At 65.2% G+C, this 24,350-nt stretch carries 15 protein-coding genes and 1 rRNA gene; 5 read left to right on the plus strand and 11 right to left on the minus strand.

Annotated features, from left to right (window positions below; all coding sequences use genetic code 11):
• The 4 genes from DB032_RS20640 to DB032_RS20655 all read right to left on the minus strand — a co-directional run.
• Window positions 1-4,389: calcium-binding protein (locus DB032_RS20640; RefSeq protein ID WP_107801106.1), on the minus strand; the 4,389-nt coding region annotated here is incomplete at its 3' end.
• A gap of 236 nt (window positions 4,390-4,625) precedes the next feature.
• Window positions 4,626-5,825: a glycosyltransferase family 4 protein gene (locus DB032_RS20645; protein ID WP_107801107.1), complete on the minus strand. Its 1,200-nt coding sequence runs from the start codon at window positions 5,823-5,825 to the stop codon at window positions 4,626-4,628.
• Between the two features lies 1 nt (window position 5,826).
• The gene (locus DB032_RS20650) at window positions 5,827-7,248 is read right to left on the minus strand and encodes an HlyD family type I secretion periplasmic adaptor subunit (RefSeq protein ID WP_107801108.1); all 1,422 of its coding nucleotides are present in this window, start codon (window positions 7,246-7,248) and stop codon (window positions 5,827-5,829) included.
• A gap of 8 nt (window positions 7,249-7,256) precedes the next feature.
• Window positions 7,257-9,404, minus strand: coding sequence for a type I secretion system permease/ATPase (locus DB032_RS20655; RefSeq protein WP_107801109.1), 2,148 nt, complete (start codon window positions 9,402-9,404; stop codon window positions 7,257-7,259).
• A gap of 362 nt (window positions 9,405-9,766) precedes the next feature.
• Between DB032_RS20655 and DB032_RS20660 the strand changes: the two genes are divergently transcribed.
• Window positions 9,767-10,591, plus strand: coding sequence for a hypothetical protein (locus tag DB032_RS20660; RefSeq protein ID WP_107801110.1), 825 nt, complete (start codon window positions 9,767-9,769; stop codon window positions 10,589-10,591).
• Window positions 10,592-10,758: 167 nt separating this feature from the next.
• Window positions 10,759-11,478 (plus strand): hypothetical protein, encoded by a 720-nt coding sequence (locus DB032_RS20665; protein ID WP_107801111.1) that lies wholly within the window; start codon window positions 10,759-10,761, stop codon window positions 11,476-11,478.
• 39 nt (window positions 11,479-11,517) lie between these two features.
• Here DB032_RS20665 and DB032_RS20670 read toward each other — a convergent pair whose 3' ends face one another.
• The 4 genes from DB032_RS20670 to DB032_RS20685 form a co-directional block, all read right to left on the minus strand.
• Window positions 11,518-12,891 (minus strand): efflux transporter outer membrane subunit, encoded by a 1,374-nt coding sequence (locus DB032_RS20670; RefSeq protein WP_158274382.1) that lies wholly within the window; start codon window positions 12,889-12,891, stop codon window positions 11,518-11,520.
• Window positions 12,892-12,895: 4 nt separating this feature from the next.
• Window positions 12,896-14,830 carry a macrolide ABC transporter ATP-binding protein/permease MacB gene (gene macB / locus DB032_RS20675; RefSeq protein WP_107801113.1) on the minus strand — a complete coding sequence of 645 codons (1,935 nt, stop codon included), beginning with the start codon at window positions 14,828-14,830 and terminating at the stop codon, window positions 12,896-12,898.
• Window positions 14,827-16,020, minus strand: coding sequence for a macrolide transporter subunit MacA (gene macA, locus DB032_RS20680; RefSeq protein WP_233246753.1), 1,194 nt, complete (start codon window positions 16,018-16,020; stop codon window positions 14,827-14,829). Before macA ends, macB begins: the two co-directional genes overlap by 4 nt.
• A 153-nt stretch (window positions 16,021-16,173) precedes the next feature.
• Window positions 16,174-16,548: a cysteine-rich CWC family protein gene (locus DB032_RS20685; protein ID WP_107801115.1), complete on the minus strand. Its 375-nt coding sequence runs from the start codon at window positions 16,546-16,548 to the stop codon at window positions 16,174-16,176.
• A gap of 179 nt (window positions 16,549-16,727) precedes the next feature.
• Here DB032_RS20685 and DB032_RS20690 point away from each other — a divergent pair, with 179 nt between their 5' ends.
• Both DB032_RS20690 and DB032_RS20695 read left to right on the plus strand, forming a co-directional pair.
• Complete coding sequence (locus DB032_RS20690) at window positions 16,728-17,876, plus strand: branched-chain amino acid ABC transporter substrate-binding protein (protein WP_107801116.1); 1,149 nt, start codon at window positions 16,728-16,730, stop codon at window positions 17,874-17,876.
• A gap of 141 nt (window positions 17,877-18,017) precedes the next feature.
• Window positions 18,018-18,278: a GlsB/YeaQ/YmgE family stress response membrane protein gene (locus tag DB032_RS20695; RefSeq protein WP_107801117.1), complete on the plus strand. Its 261-nt coding sequence runs from the start codon at window positions 18,018-18,020 to the stop codon at window positions 18,276-18,278.
• A gap of 59 nt (window positions 18,279-18,337) precedes the next feature.
• Here the strand turns inward: DB032_RS20695 and DB032_RS20700 are convergent, their stop codons facing one another.
• Window positions 18,338-19,561 carry a branched-chain amino acid ABC transporter substrate-binding protein gene (locus DB032_RS20700; RefSeq protein ID WP_107801118.1) on the minus strand — a complete coding sequence of 408 codons (1,224 nt, stop codon included), beginning with the start codon at window positions 19,559-19,561 and terminating at the stop codon, window positions 18,338-18,340.
• A 273-nt stretch (window positions 19,562-19,834) separates the two neighbouring features.
• The gene (gene putA / locus DB032_RS20705; RefSeq protein WP_107801119.1) at window positions 19,835-23,437 is read right to left on the minus strand and encodes a trifunctional transcriptional regulator/proline dehydrogenase/L-glutamate gamma-semialdehyde dehydrogenase; all 3,603 of its coding nucleotides are present in this window, start codon (window positions 23,435-23,437) and stop codon (window positions 19,835-19,837) included.
• Between the two features lie 307 nt (window positions 23,438-23,744).
• Between putA and DB032_RS20710 the strand changes: the two genes are divergently transcribed.
• The gene (locus DB032_RS20710) at window positions 23,745-24,098 is read left to right on the plus strand and encodes a DsrE/DsrF/TusD sulfur relay family protein (RefSeq protein WP_107801120.1); all 354 of its coding nucleotides are present in this window, start codon (window positions 23,745-23,747) and stop codon (window positions 24,096-24,098) included.
• Between the two features lie 52 nt (window positions 24,099-24,150).
• On the opposite strand, the gene rrf is transcribed toward DB032_RS20710, so the two are convergent.
• Window positions 24,151-24,265, minus strand: a 5S ribosomal RNA gene (gene rrf, locus DB032_RS20715).
• Window positions 24,266-24,350: the final 85 nt, after the last annotated feature.

Raw genomic sequence — 24,350 nt, forward strand, 5'->3', positions numbered from 1 at the left:
GGTCAGCGTGTCGTTGCCGGTACCGCCTTCCAACACATTGTTCCAACCTTGGTATACCGCTGTCAGTTGGTCATTGCCCGCACCGCCGCGCAAGGTGTCACCCTCAACGCGCCAGCCGCCGCCGCTGCCACCGATGATCACATCATCACCGTCTCCTCCTTCCAGCAGGTCGGCGCCATCACCACCGTACAGCGAGTCCTTACCGGCGCCGCCGCGCAGGGTGTCGTTCCCCCCTTCGCCGAACAGGCCGTCGTCACCCGCCCCGCCTTCCAGCAGGTCGTTGCCGTTGCCGCCGTACAGCGAATCGTTGCCGCCGTTGCCCAGCATCCAGTCATCGACATTGCCGCCGCGCAGCGTGTCGCCCAACTCGGAACCCACCAGCGGCACGCCCTGCTTCATCAACTGATCGGCCGTCCACTTCACGCCGGAAGCGAAGGTGATCTGCTCGATCCAGTACACCCGATCGGCAAACCAGTCCTTCACCGTCACGCTGTCCTGGCCGTTGACGTGGCGGAACACCATATCGTTGTCGCCGCCTTCCAGCAGGTCGGCGCCGTTGCCGCCGTTCAGCGTGTCGTTGCCTGCACCGCCGCGCAGCGTGTCGTTGCCTTCTTCGCCGAACAGGCCATCGTCACCCGCCCCGCCTTCCAGCAGATCGTTGCCGGCCCCGCCGTACAGGGTGTCGTTGCCGGCGCCGCCGAACAGGCTGTCGTTGCCTTCATTGCCGAACAACTGGTCATCCCCGGCCAGGCCGAAGATCACGTCATTGCCCTTGGCCCCCTTCAGCGTATCCGCGCCGTCGGTGCCGTTCAGGGTCACGGCCGCCAGGCTGATCAGTTCGAGCAGACTCCAGCTGCCGTCGTTGGCGAACACGATGCTGCCGGACCATGAGCTCTGAACCGACATGCCGGCCTGGATGGTGATGCTGTCCACGCCGTTGCTATGCCGCAGCACCACATCGTCGCCAATGCGCACCACGGTGATGTCGGTCACCGAAATCCCCACGCCGAAGCGGATCTCCTCGTAGCTGCTCCAAGCGAGGTTGACGCCCTTTTCGCCATAGCGAATGGTGTCCTGGCCGTCGCCCAGATTGAAGATATAGACATTGCGCCCGGCGCCGCCTTCCAGCACGTCGTTGCCTGCGCCGCCCTTCAAGGTGTCGTTGCCGCCGCGGCCAATCAGGGTGTCGTTGCCGGCGCCGCCGTCCAGCAGGCTGCCGCCCGCGCCGCCGATCAACACATCATTGCCGGCGGTGCCGATATAGATACCGCTGGCCCACTGATTGATCTGCACTGAGGTCCAGCTGCTGCCGTCGGCGAACACCACGCCGCCCACCCAGTTGCTCTGGCTGAGGAACCAGCCCTGGATCAGCACCGAATCCACGCCGTTGACGTGTTGCAGCAACACGTCGTCGCCCACGCGCACCACGGTGATGTCGGTCACCGAGATGCCGGCGCCAAAGCGGATTTCGCTCTGGTGGCTGACGCTGACGTTCAAGGAGTTGTTGATCACCACGTCGCGGCCGTCGCCCAGATTGAAGACGTAGATGTCTTGGCTGCCGCCGCCCTTGAGGGTGTCGTTGCCCTTGCCGCCTTCCAGGATGGACACGCCGCCGCCTGCGCTGATCAACACATCGTTGCCGGCGCCGCCTTTCAGGGTGTCGTTGCCGCCGCCGCCGATCAGCACGTCGTCGCCGTCGCCGCCGTCCAGCAGGTCATGGCCCTTGCCGCCCTTGAGGATGTCGTTGCCGCTGGTGCCGATGAAAATGCCCGCGGCGAACTGATTGATCTGCACGGCGGTCCAGCTGCTGCCGTCGGCGAACACCACGCTGCCCACCTGGGACAGCTGGCTGCTGAACCAGCCCTGGATGCGCACCGAGTCGCTGCCGTTAACGTGTTGCAGCACGATGTCGTCGCCTACGCGCACCACGGTGATGTCAGTCACCGAAATCCCCGCGCCAAAGCGGATTTCGCTGCTCACGCCCACCGACACGTTCAGCGAATTGTTGATGATCACATCGCTGCCGTCGCCCAGATTGAACACATAGATATTGTGCTCGCTGCCGCCTTGCAGGGTGTCGTTGCCCTTGCCGCCTTCCAGGATGGCCGTGCCGCCGCCGCTGCTGATCAGCACGTCGTTGCCGGCGCCGCCCTTCAGGGTGTCGTTGCCGCCGCCGCCGATCAGCGTATCGTCGCCGTCGCCGCCGTCCAGCAGATCGCCGCCCTTGCCGCCGGTCAGCACGTCCTTGCCGCTGGTGCCGCCCGCGGCCACCACCATGGTCAAGAGCTCGGCCGCGCTCCATTTGGAGCCGTCGGCGAACAAGACCACGCCGGCCCAGCCGGTCTTATCGACCAGGCCGTTCTTGACGCGGATGCTGTCCTGGCCGTTGACATGCTGCAGCAGCAGGTCGTTGCCGGCGCGCAGCACGCGGATGTCCTTGGCGCTGATGCCGGCCTTGAAGCGGATTTCGTCGTTGGCGCTCAAGGCGGCGATCTTGCCGATCTGGGCACCGTAGTTGATCAGGTCGCGGCCGTCGCCTACGCCGAAGACGAAGGTTTCACGGCCCTTGTTGCCGATCAGCACATCGTCGCCGGCCCCGCCTTCCATCGTGGTGTGGCCGCTGACGCCGCCTTGCAGCTGGTCGTCGCCGGCGCCGCCGCGCAAGGTGTCCTCGCCGCCGTTGCCGATCAAGGTGTCGTTGCCGGCGCCGCCGTCCAACAGATCGGACTGGCCGGAGCCCAGCAGCAGATCGTCGTCGTCGCCGCCGGTCTGCACTTCCAGCAGTTTCTGCGCCAGTTCCGCGCCCAGCCAGACGCTGCCGTCGGCGAACACGATCTGGCCATGCCAGCCATGCTCAAGACTGAAGCCCGCCTGGATGGTGATGGAGTCGCGGCCGTTGGCGTGGATCAGCACGATGTCGTCGCCCTGGCGCTCCACCCGGATGTCGTCCACCGAGATGCCGACGCCAAAGACAATGCGGTCCTGCAAGGTCACGCTGACGTCCACACCGTGCGCGGCGATCACGTCCGCGCCGTCGCCCAGGCCAAACTGGTAAATCTCCGCGCCGGCGCCGCCCACCAGGGTGTCGTTGCCCGCGCCGCCGATCAGCACGCTAACGCCCGCGCCGCCGCTGACCAGCACATCATTGCCCAGGCCGCCGATCAAGGTATCGTTGCCGCCGCCGCCGATCAGCGAATCATCGCCTGCGCCGCCGTCCAGCAGATCGCTGCCTTCCCAGCCGATCAAGGTATCGTTGCCGCTGCCGCCCAGCTGGGTCAGCTTGATATCGGCCTGGGTCCAGACCACGCCTTCGGCGAACACGATGCGCTCGATACGGCTGGACGCGCTGGCGAAATAGCCTTCCACCACCAGGCGGTCGCTGCCGTTGACGTGGATCAGCACCAGGTTGTCGCCCTGGCGGCTGACGCTGACGTCCTTGACCAGGATGTCGGCGCCAAAACGGATTTCGTCTTTCACCGACACGTCCACGCCGCCGGCGTCGCGAATCACGTCCACGCCGTCGCCCAGGTTGAACAGGTAAACATCGGCGCCGGCGCCGCCGATCAGCAGATCGTTGCCGCGACCGCCGTGCAGCACATTGTTGCCGCTGCCGCCGTCCAGGGTGTCGTCGCCGTCGCCACCCAGCAAGGTGTCGTTGCCGTCTTCGCCAAACAACTTGTCATTGCCGGCGCCGCCGTCCAACAGATCGTCGCCGCCGCGGCCGTTCAGCACGTCATTGCCGCCCAGGCCGATCAGATGATCCTTGCCCAGCCAACCGTTGAGGATTTCCTTGCGCTCGCTGCCGGTCTGCACGATCACGCGCTGCGCCAGATCGTTAATGCCCCATTCGCCGCCGTCGGCGAATACGATGCGCTCGATCCAGAAGCTCTTGTCGGCGAACCAGCCCTTGATGGTGACCGCGTCGTCGCCGTTGCGGTGGGACAGCAGCAAATCGTCGCCCACATGCTCCAGCTGGATATCTTCCGGGCGGATGCCCGGGCCGAAGCGCAACTCGTCGCGGTAGGCCGGATCGCTGTCCGCCGCGTCGCGCTTGTCCTGGGCGTTGTCGGTGATGGTGTCGAAACCGTCGCCCAGATTGAACAGATAGATGTCCTTGTCCGCGCCGCCGATCAGGGTGTCGTTGCCCTCGCCGCCGGCCAACACATTGTTGCCGCTGCCGGCATTGAGCAAATCGTCGCCGGCGCCGCCTTCCAGCGTGTCGTTGCCTGCATAGCCGTTGAGCACGTCGTCGCCGGCGCCGCCCTGCAGCAGATCATTGCCGTCATAGCCGTTCAAGGTGTCGTTGCCGGCACCACCCTTGAGCACATCGTCCTGCGGGCCGCCTTCCAGCACGCCGCCCAGGTCGCTGCCCGTTACGCTTGTCGTCATAACTTGTTTCCTTATCAATATTTGTTTGTGTCATCACGCACTACGATTTACTGCTTGGTACTGCTCTTGCCGGTTCCACCGCCTAAGAGCCTGTTCAAAGTCTGCTGCGCTTCGGCGATACGGCGTTGAAACCCCCTTCGAAATACTCGTGTACCACTTGTACATTCCGCTTTCTCAGTGGTTTTCGCCTTGTCTCGCCCTTGCTCGCGAGACTTTGAATAGGCTCTAAGCCGCCTTCACTCCGCCGGCAAACCCAACAACCGTCGATAGCCCGCCAGCCCCGCCTCCACGCTGTAACGCGCCGCCGTCTCCCGCGCCGCACGCCGCAGCCCGCCGCCGTCCGTCTCCAAGGCCGCCCCCACCTTCTCCGCCAACGCCGCCGCGTCGAAGAAGTCGGTCAGCTCGCCGTTCTCCCCGTCCCGGATCACTTCCCGCACCGGCGCGGTGTCCGACGCCACGATGCGGCAGCCGCTGGCCATTGCTTCCAGCAGGCTCCACGACAGCACGAAGGGATAGGTCAGGTAGACATGGACCGCCGACACTTGCAGCACCTTTCGGTAAACCTCGTATGGCACTTTGCCCAGGAAGTGCACCCGCTCCGGGTCCACCGGCTTGTCCCGCAGCAATTTTTCGCGCCAGTTGGCCGCGTCGCGCGGCGCGCTGCCGTAGCTGACGCCGTCGCCGCCGACGATGACGATCTGGCTGTCCGGCCGTTGCCGCAGCAGCGCCGGCAGCGCGCGCATGAAGCTGTGGAAGCCGCGATAGGGTTCGAGGTTGCGCGCCACATAGCTGACGATGGGCTGGCCGGCACGCAGCGTCCGGCCGTTGGGCAGGGCCAGCGTCGCCGTCGGGTCCGGGCCCAGTTGGCCGCAGCGGATGCCTTCGTGCTGGATCTGCACACTCGGCCGGTAGGCCGCCGGGTGCAGGCTGTGTTGCCAGTGGGTGGGGGTGACGCTTTGATCGGCGTGTTCCAGATTGAGCAGGTGCAGCGCGTTGCGCGCCCGCAGCCGCGCCGCGCCGTCCAGACTGAGCGGGAATTCCGGGTCGAAGTCGGCGTCGGCCCCTTGGCCGTGGTAGTAGTACTCGCTGTAGTGGATCAGCCGCGCCGCCGGGAACAGGTCTTTGAGGAACAGGGTTTCGCCCCAGCCGGGGTGGGCCAGGATGACGTCCGGCCGGTAGCCGCGCTGTTGCAGCGGCTGCAAGGCGCGCAGCACCGCCTGGCCGTGCAGCACCGCGTCTTCGTAGCTGTGCAGATAGGGGTGGGTGTGCCGGTGCGGGCCGCGGTGCGGCCGGTAGCGCAGCAGTTTGACGCCGGCCAGGCCGGGCGCGCTGTCGCGCCCCACCGCCAGCAGCTCGATGTCCGGCCGCCCGGTCAGGTGTTCAGCGATGTGGCGCAGCTGGCCGGGGAAGTTTTGGTGGATCAGCAGCAGTTTCATCTCAACGCTCGCGCAGGCCTTCGCCAACATGCTGTTGCAGCGGACTCAGGAAGTAGTCGATCACCCGCCGACGCCCGGTCTTGATTTCCGCGCTCACCGTCATGCCGGCGCTGAGCCGCACCCGCGCGCCGTCTATGCTCAGGTGGTCTTGCTTCAGCCGGATCCGCGCCAGGAACACCAAGCCCTTCTTCTCGTCTTGCATCGCGTCGTGGCTGACGCTGTCCACCACGCCGTCCAGGTAGCCGTAGCGGGTGTAGGGGAAGCTTTCCACTTTGACGGTGGCCGCCTGCCCCGGCCGCACAAAGCCGATGTCTTTGTTTTCGATCTGCGCTTCGATTTCCAGGGTTTCGTCCCGCGGCACCACCGCCAGCAGCGGCTGCGCTTCGGTGACCACGCCGCCCACGGTGTGGATGGCCAGTTGCTGTACGCTGCCGGCCACCGGCGCGGTCAGCCGGGTCAGCGCCTGCCGTTGGCCGGTCTTTTTCTGGTCTTCGCCGTATTGGCGCATTTGTTCACGCGCTTCGCGCAGTTTGTCGAGGGCCTCGCTGCGGAAGTTGGCTTGCAGCGCTTTGCGCTCTTGTTCTTGCCCGGCGATGGCGGCGTCGAGTTCTTGCAGCCGGCTTTGCTGGCTGGCCAGGTCGCCGGCCTGTTCGATGCGCGCTTGTTGTTTGTCGAGATAGGCGTGCTTGGAGATGAAGTTCTTGGCCAGCAGGTCTTGGTAATCGTGTTCGCGCGCGGCGGCGATGCGGCCGGTGGCTTGCAGTTTGCTCACTTGCTGGCGGGTGGTGGCGTGTTCGGCCTGGCGTTGGCGCAGGGTGGCGTTCAACGCTTCGAGCTTGGCCTGGTAGCCGCGCCATTGGCCCAGCGCCAGGCTTTCTTCGGCCAGTCTCTGGCTGTCGGCGACGCCGGGGGTGGCCGGCAGCTGCGGCAGCCGGCCGCTGTCCAGCGCGTTCAGCAGCGCCTGGTAGCGCGCGGCGGCCAGCGCGGCGGCGGCGTGGGCGTCGTCGGCCTTTTGTTTGTCGGCGCTGGCGCCGGTGGCGTCCAGTTCGATCAGCACTTGGCCGGCCTTGACTTGCTGGCCGTCGCGCACGTGGATGGCTTTGACCACGCTGGGTTCCAGCGGCTGCAGGATTTTGGTGCGGCCGCCGCTGACGGTCTTGCCGCCGGCGACGGCGACGATGTCGAGCTGGCCCAGCGCGGACCACAGCAGCGCGATGAGGAACAGCGCGCCGATCAGGCGCATGCTCCACATCGGCAGCGGGGACAGCGGGCTGTCGGTCAGTTCCAGGTGGGCGGGCAGGAAGGCCAGTTCGTCTTCGCGCCGCGGCTGGGGGTCCAGTTGGCGGCGGATGGCCCAGTGCGCGGCAAAGGCCTGCCGGTAGCGCCGCGCGAAGTCGCGCAGCGCGTGCAGTTGGTGCTTCATGTACGGGTTTATCCTTGTTGCAGGCTGTGCAGGCGGGCGTAGTAGCCGTCGGGCTGGCGGAGCAGGTCTTCGTGGCGGCCGCTTTCGACGATGCGGCCTTGGTCCATGGCGATGATGCGGCTGGCGCCGCGCACGGTGCTCAAGCGGTGGGCGATGATGAGCACGGTGCGCCCCTGACAGATGGCGCGCATGTTTTGCATGATCGCGCGTTCGGATTCGTAGTCCAGCGCGCTGGTGGCTTCGTCCAGGATCAGGATGCGCGGATTGCTGATCAGCGCGCGGGCGATGGCGATGCGCTGGCGCTGGCCGCCGGACAGGCTGGCGCCGTGTTCGCCCACCATGGTGTCGTAGCCTTCGGCCTGTTCCATGATGAAGTCGTGGGCGCCGGCCAGTTTGGCCGCCTGGATCACGTGGTCCAGCGCCAGCCCGGGTTCGGCCAGCGCGATGTTGTCGCGGATGCTTTGGTTGAATAGCAGGTTTTCTTGCAGCACCACGCCGATCTGCCGCCGCAGCCAGGCCGGGTCCGCCAGCGCCAGGTCGTTGCCGTCCACCAGCACGCGCCCGGACTCCGGCACGTACAGCCGTTGCACCAGCTTGGTCAGCGTGCTTTTGCCGGAGCCGGAACGGCCGACGATGCCGATGACTTCGCCGGCCCGGATGTCCAGGCTCAGGCCGCGCAGGATTTCCGGGCCGTCCGGCCGGTAGCGGAACACCACCTGGTCGAACTGGATGCGGCCCTGGATCGCCGGCAGCGCCGCGCGGCTGGCCGGCAGTTCGCTGCGGGTGTTGAGGATGTCGCCCAGCCGTTCCACCGAAATGCCAATCTGCTGGAAGTCTTGCCACAGCTGCGCCAGCCGCACCACCGGCGCCGCCACCTGGCCGGCCAGCATATTGAAGGCGATCAGCTGGCCGACGGACAGCTCGCCGGCGATCACCAGCCGCGCGCCCAGCCACAGGGTGGCGACGGTGACCAGTTTCTGGATCAGTTGCACGCCGTTCTGGCCGATATTGGCCAGCCGGGTGACGCGGAAGCCGGCGGCCACGTAGGCGGCCAGTTGGTTGTCCCAGCGCCGGGTCATGTGCGGTTCCACCGCCATCGCCTTGATGGTGCCGATGCCGCCCACCGCTTCCACCAGGAAGGATTGGTTGTCGGCGCCGCGCGCGAACTTCTCGTCCAGACGCCGCCGCAGCAGCGGGGTCAGCCCGGCCGACCACAGCGCGTAGCACGGCAGCGACACCAGCACGATCAGGGTCAGCCAGCCGCTGTAGTACCACATCACCGCCAGGAACACGAAGGAGAACAGCAGGTCCAGCACCGTGGTCAGCGCCTGGCCGGTGAGGAAGTTGCGGATGTTGTCCAGCTCGCGCACCCGCGCCACGGTGTCCCCCACCCGCCGCGCTTCGTAGTAGGCCAGCGGCAGCGCCAGCAGGTGGCGGAACAGACGCGCGCCCAGTTCCACGTCGATGCGGCTGGTGGTGTGGGCGAACACGTGGCTGCGCAGCGCCGACAGCGCCACATTGAACAGCGACAGGATCAACAGCCCGACGGCGATCACGTCCAGGGTGTTGAAGGCGCGGTTGACCAGCACCTTGTCCATCACCACCTGGAAGAACAGCGGCGTCACCAGCGCGAACAGCTGCAACACCAGCGACACCGCCAGCACTTCCAGCAAGAGCTTGCGGTATTTGACGATGGCCGGCACGAACCAGGTGAAGTCGAACTTGGCCAAGGCCCCCGCCGCCGACGCGCGCGAGGCCATCAGCAGCAGCCGGCCGGCGTAGCGCGCCGTCAGCTCCGCCTGGCTCAGCACTTGCGGCCGGCCGTGCTTGAGGTCGTGGATCAGCACTTTGTCGCCGTCGCAGCGGGCGATGATGAAGTGTTCGCCGTCCGGCCGCAGCGCCAGCGCCGGCAAGGCGGTCAGGCTGAGGCGGTCCGGGCTTTGTTTGACGATGCGGGCTTTAAGGTCCAGACCTTTGGCGGCCAGCAGCAGGTCGGTTTCGCTGAAGGGTTCGGCCTGGCGGCCGTATTGGTGGGTGAGTTGCGCCGGGTCGGCGGCTACGCCGTGGAACTGGGCCAGCAGGACCAGGCCCAGCAAGCCCAAATCGCTGATGTTTGCGGAGGAGGCAGAACCGTCCGTATCCGTTTGAGCAAGCATAATGACCGATTGTATTTAATGATTGGGGGCACGATATGCCACACCATTACCCAATACAAGTAACACATTCACATTTTATTATGTGATTATTTAGCGCAACCAATAAGTGTTTGTTTGAAATAAAGCTTTTATTGATCTGCAATATTCTAAGTAAAACTACGCATTGACCGTGCAGCGCCCCAAATTGGCCGTCGTTTGCCCTCATGCCGGATGTCATGCGAGCAAGGATTCCCCAAGCCGTCTAGATTGGTACAATAAGCGTCCCGTGACGCCCGCCCGCGGCGGCCGTCCGCCCGTTCACGAGCCCAGCGCCTGATGACCACCGCAAACAGGCCCCCAGAACACCCCAGCATAGGCAGCAGATGACCAGTCCGAACCAGGCCGCCAACCCGGCCCCCACCGCCGAAGAACCGGTGCTCCGCGCTCCGGAAAACGAAAACACCCTGGCCACGCTGGCCATTCCGCTGGGCGAGACCATTCTGACACTGACCGCCAACGGCACGCCCATTTACGGCATCTTGCAGCGCAGCCGGGCCATGACCGAGCAATCCGACTTCTTCCGGCTGCAGTTTCGCGGCTACGCCCGCGCCGACGGCCACCGCTGGCAGTTGTTCGAGGGCGAGGACAGCCATTTCCAAGCCGCCCACAACTGCGCCTGGGTGCGCGTGGACCGGCCCAGCCGCACCGTCACCTTCGGCCCCAAAAGCGGCGTGCAGGCCAGCCCCGGCTTTGTCGGCACCGGACTGGACGCTTTTCTGTTCGCCAGCGTCATCGCCTGGGCCAAGGGCATTTGTCCGGACCACGCCATCAGCCCCGGCATGATCGCCATGAGCCAGACCTCGTCGGAAGAAGAGCGGCTGCAACGCAACGCCTTTTACGCCAGTCAGGGCTTTGAATTTGAATGGCAGGACGCCAACCAGCGTTCCGCGCTGTACTTCAAGGACAAGGTCAACAAGCTGCTGGGGGTATGGAATAAGGAACTGATCACCGAGGTGGGCGGCGAGGCGATGCTGCAATCGCTGGCGCGGCAGGACGAAACCCGCGCCGAGCTGGAACAGCGACTGGAAAAACTGGAAAGCGTGCACGACAACCTGAAACGGGCGCTGCAAAAAGAACGCACCACCGCCCAGATCCTGACCGGGGTGCTGATCCTGTTCGCGATCTGCGGACTGTGGGCGGTGATCTAGCGCCACGCTCCCATGAAAAGCAGGCAATGAAGCAGAACCCTAATAATGTTTACCATGCCCTCAAACTCGCTGCCCTCGCCGCCTTCACGGCACTTGCCTGGATCTGGCCGGCAGCTGCCGCTCAGCCCGCCGATGTTGACCTAGCCGGCAATAGCATCAAGACCTTGATGCTGAAGTCGACGCCGGAGCCGGCGGAATCAAAGCAAGGCTGCACCACGGATCGCCAGCTGTGTATTGAGCTAGTGGCGCAAACCAAGGAAGCTCCGCCCATTCTCAGGATCCAGCCCGCCGCTGGCCAGGGGCCTGACGCACAACTGGAATTGCGCAACTTGCAGACCGACGCGCTATGGGACAATCGCCGCAGCCTGACTTTATGGCCTTACGCGCTGCGGCTTGCCGCCACCGATCAAGGCGTGATGGTGGGCGTCAGAGAGGACGTCAGCACCATGTATTCCGGCGGAGGCGGTTCTTTCAGCACGCTGCGCCTGCTACAGATTTACCCCAAGGGCTCGGGATTTGAGATGCGCGAGGTGCTGGCGCTGCCGCTGTCCAGCTCCTTGATGATACGCGCGTGCTTTTCGGAACGGGATTTCGCCGACAGACGCGGCGCCTGCCATGACGAATACAGTTTTTCTTCCAGCATCAAGCTGGACAGAAGCGTCGCGGCCGGCTTCCCGCGCTTGATCTACCGCACCCGCGCCACCAGCTTTCCCGGCCCGGTCTCCCGCAGCCGGGACTCGCTGGGCAAGCGTCTGAGAAAAAAAGACATCGCCACCGCGGTGGACCAGGCCTGCACCTTCCAGCGCCTGCTGACGCGGCAGCCGGATAGCGGCGTCTATGCGCCGGACAAACCGATGCCGGCCTGCGAAGAATATCTTGAGCCTTAAGCCCGCCCCAGGACAAAACCCGGTCAGAACCCTCGCCGCTCAGGCCGCGGGCGCGCCGCCCAACACCTTGTAAACATCCGCCAGGTTTTTCAATTGCTCCTGACGCAGCCGGATCAGCGCGGACTCGCTGCCGCGCCGCGCCTTGGCCGCGTCCAGCCAGGTTTGCACGTCAACCGCCCCGGCGCGGTAGCGGCTTTCCGCCAGTTGTTCGCTGCGCCGGTTCAAGGCCAGCGCGTCGGCTTGCAAGCGAGCGGAGCCTTGCAGCCGCTGGCGCGCGCCCAGCGCGTTGTCCACCTCTTGATAAGCGCTGTACAAGGTCTTGCGGAAACTGACGGTTTCCAGCTCGTAATCGGCCTGACTGCTCTTCAATTGCAGGCCTTGCTTGCGCCACTCCAGAAAGGGCAAGGACAGGGACGCGCCCAGCGTCAGCAGCGGGTTTTGCACCAGGCTGCTCAGCGCGCCGCTGCTGGAGCCCAGCGAACCGGTCAGTTTCAGCACCGGGAAGAAGGCCGCGCGCTCCTGGTCCACCTTGGCCAGCTTGCCGCGCAAGCGCGCTTCCGCGGCCATCAGGTCCGGCCGCCGCTCCAACAGGCTGCTGGGCAGGCCGGCGTTTATCGCCGGCAAGGCGGGCTCCAGCGGCAGCGCGGCGATAGCCGGCAGCGCCGCGCCGGACGGGTGGTCCAGCAATAGCGCCAAAGCGTTTTCCTTTTGCCCGCGCTCCTCGGCCAGCCCCAATAAGTCCGCCTGTTGACTCAGCACCGCGCTGCGCGCCTGGGTGACGTCCTGTTCGCTCGTCGCGCCGGCGCGCCATTTGGCTTCCGCCAGCGCCTGGATGCGGCGCAGGTCCGCCAGATCCGCCTGCCCCAGCGTCTGCCGCGCCTTCAGCGCGGCGATGTCCCAGTACAGGTCGGCGGCGGCGCTGTCCGACAACAGGCGGGCCGCGGCTTCGTCATAGGCGCTGGCGCGGAACTCCTGATCCGCCGCGCGCAAGCGCGCGTCCACCCGCCCCCATAGGTCCAGCTCGTAACTGGTGTTCAAGCTGCCGCCGCTGCTGCGGCTCCAGGCCGAGGACTCTCCCAGCGTGCGCTTGGTCCCGGCATTGATGTCGCCGCTCAAGGAGGGCAAGGCGTCGCTGCGCTCCAAACCTGCCGCGAGCTGGGCCTTGCGCAGCTTGAGCAGGGCGATGCTCAGATCCGGGTTGCGGCTGCGCGCCTGCTCCAGCACCGCCAGCAAGCCGGCGTCGTCAAAGCCTTGCCACCAGCGCTCGCGGCTCATGTCCGCCTGGGCGTGGGACGGGGCGCCGCGCCATTGCGCCGGCACATCCAGCGCCTGGCGCTGATACGCCGTGCTCTGGCAGCCGGCCAGCAAGAGGGCCAGGCCCAAAACAGTGAGATTGGATTTCCAAAGCGTCAAACACTTACTCCCGCGCCAAGGCGTCAATCGGATTCAAACGCGCCGCGCTGCGCGCCGGCAGATAGCCGAACACCACGCCGATGGCGGTGGAACACGCCACCGCCAGGAGGATGGCCTTCAGCGACAGGGCCATTTTCCACTTGCTGACCAAGAGCGCAAACACAAAGCTGATGCCGTAGGACAGGCCGATGCCGATGGCCCCGCCCACCAGGCAGACCAGCACCGCCTCGGTCAGAAATTGCTGCAAGACGTCGGACTGGCGCGCGCCCACCGCCATGCGGATGCCGATTTCACGGGTGCGCTCGGTCACCGACACCAGCATGATGTTCATCACGCCGATGCCGCCCACCACCAGCGAAATCACCGCGATCAGGGTCAGCAACAGGGCCAGGGTGCGACTGGTGTTTTCCACCGTTTTCAGCACCTCGTCCATATTGAAGGTGAAGAAGTCCTTGCCGCCATGGCGCAAGGTCAGCAGCTGGCTGATCCCCTTCTCGGCCAGCGCGGTGGGCTGGCCTTCCTGGATGCGCACCACCATGTAGTCGAAATAAGCCTGGCCGAACAGCCGGCTGCCGGCGGTGCTGTAGGGCATCCACATTTGCAGCGATTTGCCGCCGCCGTTGTCCTTGGTTTCCACCACGCCGATCACGGTGGCCGGCACGCTGCCCACCAGCACCACTTGGCCGATGGCGTCCGCGTCGGCGAACAGTTTGCGGCGGGCGTTGTTGTCTATCACCACCACCTGGCGCTGCATGCGGACGTCGTCGCGGCTGAAACCCAGGCCGGCAACCACTTTCAAGCCGCGCACGCGCAAATACGTGCTGTCCACGCCGGACACCGAGGCGTTGACGTCGACATTGCGGTAGCGGATGCGCAGGCTGTTGCTGGTGACCGGCGACACGCTGTCCACATAGGGTTCCTCGGCCAGCGCGGCCAGATCGCCGGGCAAGAAGGTACGCACGCCGTCGGCCTTGTCGTCGCCCCAGTCCTTGCCGCGGTACACGGTGATGGTGTTGGTGCCGATGGAGCGGATGTCGTTCAGCACGTAATTGCGCGCGCCCTCGCCCACCGCGATGATGGACACCACCGAGGTGATGCCGATGATGATGCCCAGCATGGTGAGCACGGTGCGCAGCCGGTTGGCCAGCATGGCGAGCATGGCCATCTTGAAGGCTTCGCTCATGCGTTCGCGCCAGGCCGGGCCGGGCTTGGGCCGGCGCGGCTCGCGCGCGTCCGCCGCCGGACGCGGCGCGTCGGCGGCGCTGTCGCGCAGGATCTCGCCGTCGCGGATTTCGATGATGCGTTCGGTCTGCGCGGCGATGGACGGGTCGTGGGTGACGATGATGATGGTGTGACCGGCGGCGTGCAGTTCCTTGAGGATGGCCATCACCTCTTCGCCGCTGTGGCTGTCCAGCGCGCCGGTGGGTTCGTCGGCCAGGATGATGTCGCCGCCGTTCATCAGCGCCCGGGCGATGGACACGCGCTGCTGCTGGCCGCCGGACAGCTGGCCCGGGCGGTAGTCTTCCTTGCCGGCCAGGCCCAGCCGCGCCAGCAGCTGGCGCGCGCGTTCGCGCCGCGCTTCCTGGCTCATGCCGGCGTACACCGCCGGCATCGCCACATTGTCGATGGCGCTCAGATGCGGCAATAGGTGGTAGCGCTGAAAGATGAAACCGAAATGCTCGCGCCGCAGCGTGGCCAGTTGGTCCTTGTCCAGCGCGCCCACGTCGCGCCCGCCCACCTGGTAGTGGCCGGCCGAGGGCTGATCCAGGCAGCCCAGGATGTTCATCAGCGTGGACTTGCCGGAACCGGAGGCGCCGATGATGGCCACCATCTCGCCGGCGCGGATGTCCAGGCTGACCTCCTTGAGCACCGCCACTTCTTCATCGCCGGACGGAAACCGGCGCCACACTCCGGACAGCGTCAGGCTGGCTCCGCTCATGCGCTCACCATCACGCTGCCGCTGGGTTCTTCTTCCTTGCCGCCGGCTTCGCTGGTCACCACTTTCTCGCCGGCTTTCAAACCATCCAGGATCTGCACACGGGTGGCGGTCTTCAGGCCGATGCGCACTTGGCGCTCATGCAGCTGGCCGTCCTTGCCCTGCACCTTGACGCTGTGGCGTCCATCCTTGCCGGCCGCACCCAGCGCGCTCAGCGGAATGTTCAAGGCCTGCTTGGACTCCGCCAGCACGATGCTGATCTGCGCGGTCATGTCCACGCGCAGCTTGCCGTCCATGTTCTTCACATCGAACAGCGCCTTGTAGAAGTTGGCGTTGTTGATTTTTTCCGGCGTCGGCAAGATGGCGCGCAGCTTGCCGCGGATGGGCCGGTCCGGCGCCCCCAATACGGTGAAATACACCGGCAGCCCGGCCTTGACGCGAATCACGTCGGCCTCGGCCACCTGGGCGTGCACCGTCATCGTGCTCAGGTCCGCCAGTTTCAGGATCACCGGCACCGTCTGGCTGGCGATCACGGTCTGACCCTGCTGGGTGACGATTTCGATCACCTCGCCGTCCATCGGCGCGGTGATGCGGGTATAGCCCAGCGTGGTGCGGTTCTTGTCGATCTGGAAACGGTTCTGGCGAATCTGCGCTTGCAAGTCGTCCAGCTCCGCCGTCTGGCTCTGATAGGCGGTTTCCGCCGCCAGCAGGTCTTTTTGCGAGGTGGAGCCCTCGCTCATCATCTGCTTCTGGCGCGCCAGCTCGCGCTCGGCCTGGCGCAGCGTGGCCTGCTTGCTACGCAGCTGAGCCACGCGCGACTCCAGTTGCGCCTCGGAAACCTTCAAATCGTTGAGGCTGTTTTCCGGATCGATCTCGGCCAAGAGCTCGCCCTTGCCGACTCGGTCGCCGGCCGCCACCTTCAGGATTTTCAACTGGCCGCTGGCCTGGGCGCCCACGTCCACTTGCCGCAGCGGCTTCAGCACGCCGCTGGCCAGCACCACGTCCTCCAGATCGGCGCGGGTCACCTCCGCGGTCAGCACCTGCGGCGCCGGCTTGGGCGCCAGCCACAGCCAAAGCCCCCAGGTGGCCAGCGCCAGGACGGCCAGCAGAGCAATGCCGTTGCGCCACGGCCGCCGGCCAAGATTGACGCGGCGGCGTCCTTGCAAGGAGCCGATCAAATACAGGGGGAGCAAAAGCTTACGAATCCAACGCTTCCAAAATGTCATGTGGCGAGAAACCAAAGCGGAAATGAGGAAAACATCTTAGGACCGCGGGCAACGGGCATTGGTTGCACCCCGCGTCGACAATACGCGTTTGACATTCAGCGCGCCAAGGCGGTCCGCCGGCTATAAGGGCGGTGTCAGCCCGCGCGCCAAATAGCTTTCCCGCAGATGGCGGCGCAGGCATTCCGGGCACAGGCAATCGCCGTGGCCATAGGGCAAGGGCAGCACCTGCGGCAGCTCCGCGCACCAACAAGCGCCGTTGTCGCCGCCCTCTCCGCAACGGAAGGCCGCGCCGCAACGCTCGCAGCGCTTGTCTTTGACCTTGGGCCGCAAGCCGATCAGCCGCTGCCACACCGCGCGCTTTTGTTCGTCGTCGAAGCCGGACCAGCCGGCGATCTCGTCCAAGGTGCGCAGGCAGCCCAGGCAATAGGCGCCGCCCTCGTCGAGACGGCAGAGGCCGACGCAGGGCGAGGCGGGCGCGGGATACGCCTTTGTCATCAAAAATCCATCTTATGTCGCGAAATCAGTCCGCTATTTTAGCGCAAAGCCGCCGCCTACACGCCGCCGGGCTTGACGCTGATCGGCGTATGCACCAAAAATGGGCTGCCGCCTTATTCCTGAGGCGAATATTCAAATAGATTAAAGCTAAATAGACAAAGAGAAATCAGGAGAAATTCATGAAAACGCATCTTAGCCTCATCGCCTGCGCCGCGCTGGCCCTGACCGCCTGCGGCAAATCCGAACAAAGCGCCGGCAGCGCGCCGGCCGAAGCCGGCGCGGTCGTGGTGAAAATCGGCTCCGCCAACCCGCTGACCGGGCCTTTCGCCCACTGGGGCCGCGACGCGGACAACGGCGTCAAGCTGGCGGTGGCGGAAGCCAATGCCGAAAAGCTGACTCTGGACGGCAAGCCCGTCACTTTCGAAGTGGTGTCCGAGGACGACCAGGCCGATCCCAAAACCGCCGCCCAGGTGGCGCAACGCCTGGTGGACGGCAAGGTGGCCGGCATCATCGGCCATCTCACTTCCGGCGCGGCCATTCCCGCTTCGCGGATTTACTCTCAGGCCGGCATTCCGATGATCGCCGCCTCGGTGACCAGCCCCAGCTTCACCCAGCAGGGCTTCAAGAACACCTTCCGCATCATCGCCAACGACCGCCAGCAAGGCGAGGCGCTGGCCAAGTACGCGATCGAAACGCTGAAGGCCGGCCGCATCGCCATCGTCGACGACCGCACCACTTACGGCCAGGGCCTGGCCGACGATTTCGCCAAGGCGGTGGAAGCGGCCGGCGGCAAGGTGGTCAAGCGCGAGTTCACCAGCAATAGCGCCACGGATTTCATGGCCATCCTCACCTCGATCAAGGGGGCGAAGCCGGACCTGCTGTTCTACGGCGGCATGGACGCCCAGGCGGCGCCGATGGTCAAGCAGATGAACAAGCTGGGCCTGAAGGCCGCCTTCATGGGCGCGGACGGCATCAATACGCCCGAGTTCTCCAAACTGGGCGGCGACAGCGCGGAAAGCAGCTACGCCTCCAGCGCGGGCGCGCAAAAAGACAAGATGCCGGGCTTCGCGGACTTCAACGGCAAGTACAAGCAGCAATTCAACGCCGACATCCAGGCCTACGCGCCCTACACCTATGACGCCGCGCGGGTGATGATCGCCGCGATGAAGCGCGCCGGCTCCTCCGATCCGGCCAAATACCTGGGCGAACTGCCCAAGACCGACTTCAAAGGCGTGACCGGCGAGATCCGCTTTGACGACAAGGGCGACATCCAGCACGGCACCGTGTCGCTGTATCAATTGCGCAAAGGACAGTGGGTCGGCCTGTAAACACCGACATTCCCGCCTCGTCCCCACACCCCGGCCTATGCCGGGGTTTTTGTTTTTTGCGGTGGCGCTCCAAAAAAATATGGCGCCATATTAAATAAATGGCTATAACTATTTATTCACAAACTAACATAAGGAGAGGATATGGGACTACTCGTTTCCCTATTGGCCGGCGGCCTGATCGGCTGGCTCGCCGGCAAGGTCATGGGCGTCAGCGAAGGCGTGATCGCCAACATCATCATCGGCATCATTGGTTCGGCCTTGGGCCATTGGCTGTTTGGCCGACTGCTGGGCATCTCTTCCGCCTCGGCCGCCGGTTCCTTCTCCCTGCCCGGCCTGGCTTTCGGCATTGCCGGCGCCGCCATCCTGATTTTCCTGCTGAAGAAGATCGGCCTCTTGCGTTGATCGGGCAAAGAAAAAGGCGACGCTGAACGCGTCGCCTTGTCGCCTGCTGCCGAACCGGCTTATTTGGCTGCGGAAGCGTCCTTGGACGCGGCGGCGCCGCCCACGGTTTCCAGCACTTTCCACTCGCCGTTCACCACTTTGTAGACGGTGATGCCACCGTCTTTCAGATCGCCCTTGGCGTCGTAGGTCCAGCTGCCGGAGGTCACGCCGGAGTGGGTGATCTTGGCCAGCACCGGCAGGTAGGCTTTGGGATCGGTGGAGTTGGCGTCTTTCATCGCCTGGATCAGCGCGCGGGTGGCGTCGTAGCCGTACGGCGAATAGGTGGCCACGTCCATCTTGAAGCGCGCCTTGTAGCGGCTCTCGTAGTCCTTGCCCTTGGGCATTTGATCCAGCGGCAGGCCGGCCAGCGAGGCGATGGTGCCGTCGGCTTCCTTGCCCGCCAGTTGCAGGAAGGTCGGGGTCTTGGTCATCTCGCCGGAAATCAGCGGAGCGGTCAGGCCCAGGCGTTTCATCTGCTTGGCCATCGGCGCGGATTGCGCGTCGGCGCCGCCGTAGAACACCACGTCCGGCGCGGCGGCCTTGATCGAGGTGAGGATGGCGGCGAAGTCGGTGGCCTTGTCATTGGTGAATTCGCGCTTGACCACATTGCCGCCGGCGGCCTTGGCGGCCTTCTCGAACTCGTCGGCCAGGCCCTGACCGTAAGCGGTGCGGTCGTCCACGATCACCACTTTCTTGGCGCCCAGTTTTTCCACCACGAACTTGCCCATCACCGAGCCTTGCTGGGTGTCGGAAGTCATCGAGCGGAAGGTATTCTTGAAGCCCTGCGCGGTGAAGGCCGGCGAGGTGGCCATGGCGATCATCGGAATGCCGGCGTCGGAATAGATCTTGGAGGCCGGGATGGAGGTGCCGGAGTTGAAGTGGCCGATGATGCCGTTCACTTTCTCGTCGACGAATTTCTGCGCCAGCTGAGTGGCGGTTTTCGGGTCGGCCTGGTCGTCCTGGGCTTCCAGTTCGAAGCTCACCGGCTTGCCGCCGATGGTGGGCTTCTCGGCGTTGGCGTCTTCAATCGCCAGGGTCACGCCGTTTTTGTATTCTTCGCCGTAGTGGGCTTGCGGACCGGTCAGGGGGGCCGCGAAGCCGATCTTGACCACGCCGCCCGCGGCGGCTTCCGCGCCGGCGGAGGCGCCGGCTGCCGGCGCGCCCTCTTCTTTTTTGCCGCATGCGGACAAGGCGACAGCGGCGGCCACGGCCAGGGAAAGAGTCGTCAGTTTGTTTGCTTGCATCATGTTTCCTCTATTTCTCCAGAGATCCCCATCCGTCACGTGTCGGGATTGGGGGTTTGCGGAACCTGTCTAATGTTGTTATGTACATCCCGCCTTCCCCAAGCAGGGGCGAGCGCGGCGGCTGGCGGCATTATTTCAAGGCCGCCAGCTTGTGGCAAGTGGCTTGTTGGACAAGCCCGCCGCCACCCCATGCGCGCCGGCGCATGGGAAAACCGATTTGATCCGCGGAGTTGTAAGACGAACAGGCCGCCGTCTCCGGGGCCCGCCCCGCCTTTAATCGCCTATGCTCATCAGGCTGGCGTTGCCGCCCGCCGCGGTAGTATTCACGCTGAGCGCGCGTTCCACCACCAGGCGGTGCAGATTGTAATGGCCTTGCGCGTCGGCTCGCAGCAGCGGCACCAAGGCGCCGTCGCGCGCGGCCAGCGTACGCTGGGCGGCTTCGGCCTCGGCTTCGGAGCCAGAGAACAGCACGGCGCCGACATCCGCCGCCAACACATCGGCGTCCAGCTCCACCAGGGCGCCCAGCTTGGCGGCCAGGCCTCGGCCCGCCTCATTGGCCGGCAACACCGCGCGGTTGCCGGTGGCGAAGGCTGCCGCCAGCTGCTCCGCCAGCGCTTGCGCATTGCCCGCCTGGCAGCCCACCTTGCCGCGCGGCGCGAACTGCAGCGAGTTCCGCTCGCCGGTGGGACCCGGCAGGTTCACCAGGCAAGACAAGGCGCTGTCCTTGCGCGCCGCGGCGATGGCCGGCTCCAAGGCCAGGCCCAGGCCGCCCGCGGCGGCCGCCAAGGCGTCCAGCGCCGGCAGGGACAGCGGCAGGGTCTCCGCCGCCAGTTTCGGCTCCCAGGCCGCGCGGCTCAGCCGGTACAGATAGAAGGGGCCGCCGGCCTTGGGGCCGGTGCCGGACTTGCCTTCGCCGCCGAAGGGCTGCACGCCCACCACCGCGCCGACGATGTTGCGGTTGACGTAGACGTTGCCGACCTTGATCTGGCCGACGATATTGTCGATGGTCTCGTCGATGCGGCTGTGGATGCCGTGAGTCAGACCGTAGCCGGTGGCGTTGATCTCGGCCACCACCTTGTCCAGCTCATTGGCCTCGAAGCGCAGCACATGAAGCACCGGACCGAAGACTTCGCGCTTCAGCTGCTTGAGATCGGCGATCTCAAACAAGGTGGGCGCCACGAAGGTGCCCTTGGCGCAGTCCTCGCCCAGTTTGACCTGATGAGTGGCGCGCGCGCTCGCCTTCATCTTTTCGATATGAGCCAACAGGCCGGCCTGGGCTTCGGCGTCGATCACCGGGCCGACGTCGATGTCCAGCTTGGCCGGATCGCCCACTTTCAATTCATCCATCGCGCCCTTGATCATGGCGATGACTTTGTCGGCGATGTCGTTCTGCAGATAGAGCACGCGCAACGCGGAGCAGCGCTGGCCGGCGGAGTCGAAGGCCGAGCTGAGCACATCGGTGACCACCTGCTCCGGCAGCGCCGAACTGTCCACGATCATCGCGTTCTGGCCGCCGGTTTCGGCCACCAGCACCGGGTCGCCGCCGCGCTTGGCCAGCGTGCGGTTGATGATTTGCGCCACCTCGGTGGAGCCGGTGAAGATCACGCCCTGGACGCGCGGGTCCGCGGTCAGCGCCGCGCCCACCACTTCGCCGCGGCCCGGCAGCAATTGCAGCGCCGCGCGCGGCACGCCGGCCTCGTGCAACAAGCGCACCGCGTGCGCGGCGATCAGGCTGGTCTGCTCCGCCGGCTTGGCCAGCACCGCGTTACCGGCCGCCAGCGAGGCCGCCACCTCGCCGATGAAGATGGCCAGCGGGAAGTTCCACGGGCTGATGCACACCACCGGGCCCAATGGGCGATGGCTGGCGTTGTCGAATTCGTCTTCGATCTGCGCCGCGTAGTAGCGGCAGAAGTCCACCGCCTCGCGCACCTCGGCGATCGCGTTGGCCAGCGTCTTGCCGGCCTCGCGCACCGCCAGGCCCATCAGCGCCGGCATCTGGTCTTCCATCAGGTCGGCCATCCGTTGCAGGCAGGCGGCGCGTTCGGCCACCGGCGTGGCGGCCCAATCGGCGGCGCCTTGCTGCGCCAGCTCCAGCGCGCGGTTCACGTCCGCCGCGCTCGCCTCGATCACGCGGCCCACCAGATCGTCGTGATCCGCCGGATTGCGCACCTGCTGCACTTCGCCGTCGGTGACGTCGCCGTCGCCCAACATCGGGAAAGCGCCCCACGGCTGTTTCTCGGACGCTTGCAGGCCCAGTTGCAGCGTGGCCAGCACATGCTCGCTGGACAGGTCCAGACCCTTGGAGTTTTTGCGCTGCTGGCCGTACAGCTCCAGCGGCGCCGGAATCTTCTTGTGCGGCTGGCCGCCATGGCGCGCGGCCTCGGCCACCGGATCCGCCACCAGTTCGTCTATGGACACCGCCTCGTCCACGATGCGGTTGACGAAGGAGCTGTTGGCGCCGTTTTCCAGCAGACGGCGCACCAGATAGGCCAGCAGGGTTTCATGCGAACCCACCGGGGCGTAGATGCGGCAAGCCTTGCCCAGCTTGTCCTTGCCCACCACCTGGTCGTACAGGGTCTCGCCCATGCCGTGCAGGCACTGGAATTCGTAATCCTTGCCGGAGGCCAGATTGAACACCGCGGCCAGGCTGTAGGCGTTGTGGGTGGCGAACTGCGGATAGATCGCGTCCTGCGCGGACAACAGCTTCTTGGCGCAGGCGAGATAAGCCACATCGGTGTAAACCTTGCGGGTGTAAACCGGATAACCCGGCAAGCCGTCCACCTGGGCGCGCTTGATCTCCGCGTCCCAGTAAGCGCCCTTGACCAGGCGCACCATGAAGCGGTGCTTGCTGCGACGCGCCAGATCGATCAGGAAATCGATTACATAGGGACAGCGCTTCTGGTAAGCCTGCACCACAATGCCTATGCCCTCGAAGCCGTCCAGATCCGGATCGTTGGCCAGCGCCTCCACCAGATCCATGGAGATTTCCAGGCGATCCGCTTCTTCGGCGTCGATGTTCAGGCCGATATCGTACTGTTTGGCCAGCAGGAACAAGCCTTTCAGGCGCGGCAGCAGCTCGGCCATCATCCGTTCGTGCTTGATGCGGCTGTAGCGCGGATGGATGGCCGACAGCTTCACCGAAATGCCCGGGCCTTCGTAAATGCCGCGGCCGGCGGACGCTTTGCCGATGGCGTGAATGGCGGTCACATAGTCTTGCAGATAGCGCTGCGCGTCGGCCTCGGTCATCGCCGCCTCGCCCAGCATGTCGTAGCTGAAGCGATAGCCGCGCGCCTCGCGTTCGCGGCCGTTGGCCAGCGCTTCCTCAATGGTCTCGCCGGTGACGAACTGCTTGCCCAGCATGCGCATCGCCATGTCCACGCCTTTGCGGATCAGCGGCTCGCCGCCTTTGGCGATCAAACGGGTCATCGCCGCCGACAAGCCATTCGCGCTGTGCGAAGCCACCAGCTTGCCGGTGACCAACAAGCCCCAGGCCGCGGCGTTGACGAACAAGGAAGCGCTATTGCCCAGGTGGGCCTTCCAGTCGCCGCGCGAAATCTTGTCGCGGATCAGCTTGTCCGCGGTTTCGCGGTCCGGAATGCGCAGCAGCGCTTCGGCCAGACACATCAAGGCGATGCCCTCGGCGCTGTCCAGAGAAAACTCATGCATCAAGGCATCCACCCCGCTGGACTTGGTGCGCTCGCGGCGCACCTCCGCCACCAGGCGCCGCGCCAGGTCCTGAACCGCCGTGACTTCGCCGTCGCTCATCGCAGCCTGCGGCAACAGCGCCTGCACGCACTCGCGCTCATCGCGACGATAGGCAGAGGTAATGGCGTCCCGCAGCGCCGACTGGCCATGGGCAAATGCGTCGAATTGCATGAATCATCTCCGTGTAGTTTGCAGCCCCGAGCTATCTCTTTTCATTAGCGCCCGGAAAATTTGTCTATTGTATACAAATACAAATAGATTGCTGGACAATATGAAGGAAACTTTTCAGTCCATAATTTCAGCCCAAACAAACCCAACTCGTACAAGCAGTTAGCCGGCGCCAGCCGGGCTCAAGACCCGCCTCACTGTTGCATGCCAACAACTTAGAGCGCCCCGCTCCGCCCCCGTCCGCGCATGCCAAGGCCGGCGCAACGTGCCACAATGCCGTCCTGACTCTCTTCATCATAGGCAAACCCTCATGCAAACCGTGCTGATCACCCTGAACGCCAGCCCCTACGGGGACGAACGCGCGCTCTCCGCGCTGCGCCTGACGCTGACCCTGGCTCAACAGGCCGAGCGCTGCCGGGTGCAGCTGTTCCTGCTGTCCGACGCCGTTGTCGCCGCATTGAAAAATCAGAAGACCGCGCAAGCGCCGACCCTGGGCGAGATGCTGACCGAAGCGTTGGAATTGGGCGTGACGGCGCGCGTCTGCCGCACTTGCGCCGACGCGCGGGGAATCGATGAAAGCCTGCTGCTGCCGGGCGTCAAGATCGGCACCATGCCGGAACTGGCTGAATGGACGCTGAGCGCGGACAAAACACTCAGCTTTTGAGTCCGCAAATGCATAAAGCCCAGCTCGTTTGAGCTGGGCTTTGCAATGGGGCGTCTGGCGGTGTCCTACTTTCACATGGCGAATGCCACACTATCATCGGCGCTAAGGCGTTTCACGGTCCTGTTCGGGATGGGAAGGCGTGGGACCGCCCCGCTATTGTCGCCAGGCATAAACTGTGTCGCTTCTTTCGAGAAGCGAAACGCCAAGTCTTGGACTTGGCGTTATCGTATTGGGCGTCTGGCGGTGTCCTAC

The sequence above is a fragment of the Chromobacterium sp. Panama genome (genome assembly GCF_003052555.1).
Lineage (GTDB): Bacteria > Pseudomonadota > Gammaproteobacteria > Burkholderiales > Chromobacteriaceae > Chromobacterium.